Genomic DNA, 5650 nt, shown 5'->3' with positions numbered 1-5650 from the left:
CGCGATCCGATCATGTGGGCGGTCGGGCGCGTATTTAAGGGGTGCGCGGAGGGGCACAAAAGCCTAAGCGTAAATTACGCGCACGTAAATTTTAAAGATGGGCTAACAAGCGCAGCAGTGCTAATTCACGCGCTGCAAAGCTGCGACGCACAAGCGGATTTTAGCGGTAGTGAGTGTATTTTGACGCTGACGCATAAAGCCCTAAAAAAGGCGATCGAGGCTTTAAAATTTCTGCAGCCAGACGCCAAAGAGGGCGCGCACAAAAATCTGCAGGTGCTGCTTGCGGTTAAAGAGGCGATGAAATCGGACGAGCACGCGAGCTTTTGCGCTAGCTTCATCTTTGAGGATACCGCGCCAAAAAGTGTCGAGAGCGCCTATCTCAAGCTTTACGCGCTTTCGCTAAATCTCTGCGAGCCGCGCACGCTCAATCTAGATGGCGCATTTAGCGTGCTTCCGAACGTCGCATGGGATGAAAACGCCCGCCCGATCGAGCTTTGGTGGCTGCGTGAAAACGAAATCTCTTTAAAAATGCAAGGCCGCTATCCACGCATAATCAGCGTCGATAAATTTCCGCGCTATCTAAGCCACGTCGTACCGCCGCAAAACGTGCGGATTTTAGACGATGCGAAAGTGCGTTTGGGTGCGCATATCTCCGCGGGTACGACCGTGATGCCGGGTGCTGCGTATGTAAATTTCAACGCAGGCACGACCGGCAGCGTTATGATCGAGGGGCGCGTCAGCAGCTCGGTCGTCGTGGGCGAGGGCAGCGACATAGGCGGCGGTGCGTCGATTTTGGGCGTGCTAAGCGGCACCAACGGCAATGCCGTGAGCATCGGCAAGCACTGCCTGCTGGGCGCAAACTCCGTAACGGGCATTCCGCTAGGCGACCGCTGCATCGTGGATGCCGGCATCGCGGTACTTGAGGGCACGAAGGTTTTCATCGCGCAAAAGGATCGCGAGGCGCTAGCAGCGCTAAATCCAGGCTTTGCGTTCGATCGTGAAATTTATAAAGGGCTTGAGCTTGCCGGGCTTAGCGGACTGCACTTCCGACAAAACAGCCAAAGCGGGCAGATTACGGCAAGCGTTAGCAAGCGCGCGATCAAACTAAATGCGGAACTGCATTAAATTTATAAATTTAAACGGCGGGGCGTAGATCGGCTGGAGCTTTTTTAAGCTGCGTTAAATCTATAACTTAAACGGCGAGTTTGAAAAAGATACGGACGATCTCGCCGCACGCCGCTTTTAGCGAGCGCATGCGATCCGTCGCAAAATTTTTACTCATAGAATTTTGCGCGGAATTTAAAGAATTTTTGCCGCGATTTAAAAAATTTCCAGCGGTGATTTATGGAATTTACGCCGCTATTTTAACGTAAGTAATTTTGGCGGCTCGCGGATTTGCGCCGCACAAAGGATCTTTAAATTTCAAAAATAGATTGAATTTAAAATTTTAATATGATAAATTTCAAATAAAAATAAGGAGATGAAAATGAATAAATTTATACCCGCCGTATTTGGCGTATTTATCTGCAGCGCAGCGCTTGCGGGAGATGCCGAGCGCTGCAAGGCTTTGGCGGACGCCGTAAATGGGCACAGTCACCCCGCGACTAAAAATATAGAGTTGAGCGCGGCTACATGCGAGGGCGATAAATTTGTAATTCCCACGATTTTAAAAAATGAAATTTGGGACAAAGTAGATCCCAAAATCAAGCAAAATTTTGAAAGCATTTTGCGCGCCAACAGGCAAAAGGACGTCTGCGCGATGATGAAAGCGGGCGGTCTAAATCGCATAGGCGTACGAGAATTTCTGCAAAGCGGCGAAAAAATCGCCGATCTGACCTATACGCGCAGCGATTGCGGCTTGGAATAAAATTTCAAAGGAGAGATAATGGAAGTGCCTCAAGCGGCGTATAGCAGAGATAAAATCATCATTCGCACCGGTGCGATCGGTATCATTTCAAATGTAATTTTAGCGGCATTTAAGGGCGTCGTGGGGCTGATCTCAGGCTCGATCGCGATCGTGCTTGATGCCGTAAATAACCTAAGCGACGCACTTTCATCCGTCATTACGATCGTGGGCGTGCATCTTGCGAGCAAGCAGCCCGATCGCGCACACCCCTTCGGACACGGTAGGATCGAGTATCTAAGCGCGATCGTAATCGCCGTCATCATCCTCTACACCGGCGGCGTCTCGCTCGTCGAATCGATCAAAAAGATCATCCATCCGCAAGCGGCGAATTATAATGCGGTTTCGCTCGTCATCATCGCCGTAGCGGTCGCGGCGAAATTTAGCCTGGGGCTTTATACTCAAAAGACAGGCGAGCGCGTGAACTCTGACTCGCTCATTGCTAGCGGCGTGGACGCCAAATACGACGCGCTCGTATCGCTAGCCACCCTCGTAGCGGCTTTTATTTCGCTTATTTTCGGGCTGAGCTTGGAGGCGTATCTGGGCGCGATAATTTCGGCGCTTTTAATCAAAACGGCGTATGAAATTCTGCGCGATACGATCAGCAAGCTTTTGGGCTCGCGCCCGAGCTTGGAGCTTACGAATGAAATTTACGACGTCGTGCGCGGCTTTGAGGGCGTCATCGGCGCGTATGATCTGATGTTTCATGACTACGGGCCCGATAAGATGGTCGGCAGCATCCACATCGAGGTCGCAAGCGATACGACCGCGGCGCAGATCGACGCTCTTACGCGCCGCATCCAAAACGCCGTTTTTGCGAAATTTAATATCATCCTAGACACCGTAGGAATTTACGCGTTTAATAAAAATGATCCGCGCGCCGCCAAGATCCGCAAACATATCAAGCAGATGGCGCTTTCGCACGAGTTCGTCTCGCAGATACATGGCTTTTATCTCGACGAGAGCAAGCGCGCGATCAGCTTTGACGTTATCGTCGATTTCGCAGCGCCCGACATGGAGGCGACGTTTCGCGCGGTTTGCAAGCAGGTGCGCGCCGCGTATCCGAACTACACGCTCATCATCACTCGCGATAGCGATTACAGCGGCTAAGCTTTGGCGGTATAAATTTAATCGCGCCCGCCCGCGCCCCTTCGGCGAAATTTTAGAATTTTAAGCTACAATAGGAGAAATTTATCGCAGCTCCGCGCGGCGCAAATGCCGCAATAAACCGCGAGATAAAATTTGCGCGCAAAACCTGGCAGAAGCCCGCGCGCAAGGCAATGCAAAGAGAAATTTAAAAGGAAAAATATGGTTGAAATCAAAGATCTTACGATGCGCTTCGGCAAACAGCTGCTTTTTGAAAACGTAAATTTGAGCCTCGATAAGGGCAGGCGCTACGGTCTCATCGGCGCAAACGGCGCGGGTAAATCGACGCTACTTAAAATTTTAAGCGGGCAGATCGAAGCAAGCAGCGGCGAAATTTTAATAGAGAGCGGGCTTAAAATCGGCGTTTTGGGGCAGGATCAGTTCGCTTTTGAAAGCTTCAGCGTCAAAGACGCCGTGCTTTACGGTAACAAGCGCCTTTATGACGCCGTGCGCGAAAAGACGCAGCTTTACGAAGCGGGCGAGTTTAACGACGAGATAAACGAGCGCCTCGGCGAGCTTGAGATGATCTGTGCGGAGGAGGATCCCGCCTACGAGTACGAAACGCGGATCGAGAAAATTTTAAGTTCGCTGGGGCTGGGCGACTTCGATAAAAAGATGAGCGAGATCGAGACGAGCGATAAATTTAAGGTTTTGCTCGCGCAGGTGCTCTTCCCGCGCCCCGACGTGCTGTTTTTGGACGAGCCGACCAATAACCTCGATATCGACGCCATTTCGTGGCTCGAGTTTGAGCTAAATCGCCACACCGGCACGCTCGTAGTCATCAGCCACGACCGCCACTTCTTAAACCGCGTCTGCACGGACATCCTCGACGTGGATTTTAGGCGGGTGCGCGAATTTAGCGGCAATTACGACGACTGGTTCATAGCGTCCAATCTCATAGCCAAACAGGCGCAGTTCGAGCGCGAGAAAAAGCTCAAAGAAAAGGCGGAGCTTGAAAAATTTATCGCTCGCTTCAGCGCCAACGCAAGCAAAGCCAAGCAGGCCACGAGCCGTCAAAAACAGCTTGATAAACTCGATCTTAGCGAGCTTGCGACCTCTTCGCGCAGAGAGCCCAGCATTTTATTTAAGCCCGCGCGCGAGATCGGAAATGAAATTTTAGAGCTAAGCGGCGTGGATATGAGCTTCGGCGAGATTGAAATTCTGAAAAATTTCAACCTCAAGCTCGCTCACGGCGATAAGATTGCAATCATCGGGCGAAACGGCGTGGGCAAAAGCACGCTTTGCAAGATCATCATGGGCGAGCTCACGCCGCAGCGTGGCAAGGTGCACATGGGCGCCACGATCGAGCCCGGGTACTTCGCGCAGGATACGAATAATAAAATTTCAGGCGAGCTCAAGCTCTACGAATACCTACAAAGCCCGCAAAATAGGGATCTGGATGAAATTCGCAAATGCCTTGGACGTATGCTTTTTAGCGGCGCGGAGCAAGAGAAAAGCGTGGGCAGCCTAAGCGGCGGCGAGAAGCACCGCGTGATGCTAAGTAAGCTAATGCTGCAACGCCCGAACCTGCTGGTGCTCGATGAGCCCAACAATCACCTTGATCTTGAGGCGATCATCGCTCTGGGAGAGGCGCTGTATAACTTCGCGGGATGCGCGATCTGCGTGAGCCACGACCGTGAGCTTATCGATGCGTTTGCAAATAGAATTTTGCATCTCAAAGGAGGCGGTGAAATCGTCGATTTTAGGGGCACTTACGAGGAGTATCGCGAGAGCTTGGGGGCGAGCGATGATTGAGATCTGCGTAAACGGCGAGCCTCTGCAGCTGGCGCAGGATATGAGCGTGAGTGAGTTTTTGCGCTTGCGCGGACACGATCTGCGCCTAGTGGCGCTCGAGCGCGACGGCGAAATTTTAAAAAAGCAGGAGTGGGAGCGCACGCAGATCTCAAGCGGCAAAAAATATGAGATCGTCGAGTTCGTAGGCGGCGGCTGAGGTCGGAACTTTGGGTTATGTTAAAATTGCGGCGACCGAGTTTTAAATCCGCGCAGAAGTTGCTAAATTAATCGGTACGACGACACATCGGCTAGAGCTTAAAATTTGCACGCGTATCGTTAAAATTTTAAACGATACGGCGATATGACGGCGGCTAAATTTGGAAGCAAAGCCGCTGAGATTTTAAGTAGTACAGCGGCACTGAGACGCGGCAGTACGGCGAATATGGCGATGTTTGGATTTTTTGAATTTATGGGACAGGCTGTTGCGCGACTTTGGATTTATATCGGCGCTGACTAAGCGCGAAATTTTAAATTTTGCGGTATAGCTTTTAGTATAGAACTTTAAAGATCTATGTGACCCCTCTCGGTAGTGTCGCAGAACAATGTGGGGCTATAAAATTTGTAAATTTAAATGACATATAGTATAATAACGATATCGAAACGCCATACTTAAAGCAATCTCACACATTCATAAAAAATTTGTTGTACAAAGGAGTAAATATGTTAGACCTAGAAGTCAAAACATGGGATTATACCATGGACGGGAATGATTTTGAGATCATGATGGATGCCGCTAAGGATATGGAAAGTTGTATTTATTCGAGAATTTACGATTTGGTAGAAAGCGGCGGTCCGGATCTATCTCAA

At 50.4% G+C, this 5650-nt stretch carries 5 protein-coding genes; all 5 read left to right on the top strand.

Annotated features, from left to right (window positions below; translation table 11 throughout):
• Positions 1-1125, top strand: a 1125-nt coding sequence (locus tag Q0236_RS12825) for a tetrahydrodipicolinate N-succinyltransferase N-terminal domain-containing protein (protein ID WP_297918833.1), incomplete at its 5' end; no start/stop codon positions are given.
• Between the two features lie 361 nt (positions 1126-1486).
• Positions 1487-1867, top strand: coding sequence for a hypothetical protein (locus Q0236_RS12820; RefSeq protein WP_297918830.1), 381 nt, complete (start codon positions 1487-1489; stop codon positions 1865-1867).
• An 18-nt stretch (positions 1868-1885) separates the two neighbouring features.
• Positions 1886-3013: a cation diffusion facilitator family transporter gene (locus Q0236_RS12815; protein WP_297918827.1), complete on the top strand. Its 1128-nt coding sequence runs from the start codon at positions 1886-1888 to the stop codon at positions 3011-3013.
• Between the two features lie 198 nt (positions 3014-3211).
• A complete protein-coding gene (locus Q0236_RS12810; protein WP_297918824.1) occupies positions 3212-4804 on the top strand; it encodes an ABC-F family ATP-binding cassette domain-containing protein in 1593 nt (530 codons plus the stop codon).
• Positions 4797-5000, top strand: coding sequence for a sulfur carrier protein ThiS (gene thiS / locus Q0236_RS12805; protein ID WP_297918821.1), 204 nt, complete (start codon positions 4797-4799; stop codon positions 4998-5000). Before Q0236_RS12810 ends, thiS begins: the two co-directional genes overlap by 8 nt.
• Positions 5001-5650: the final 650 nt, after the last annotated feature.

Source organism: uncultured Campylobacter sp. (assembly GCF_938031315.1).
In the GTDB taxonomy this organism is placed as follows: Bacteria; Campylobacterota; Campylobacteria; order Campylobacterales; family Campylobacteraceae; genus Campylobacter_B.
The sequence above is the reverse complement of the archived record's forward strand: the minus strand, read 5'-3'. Positions and strand labels throughout refer to the sequence as shown.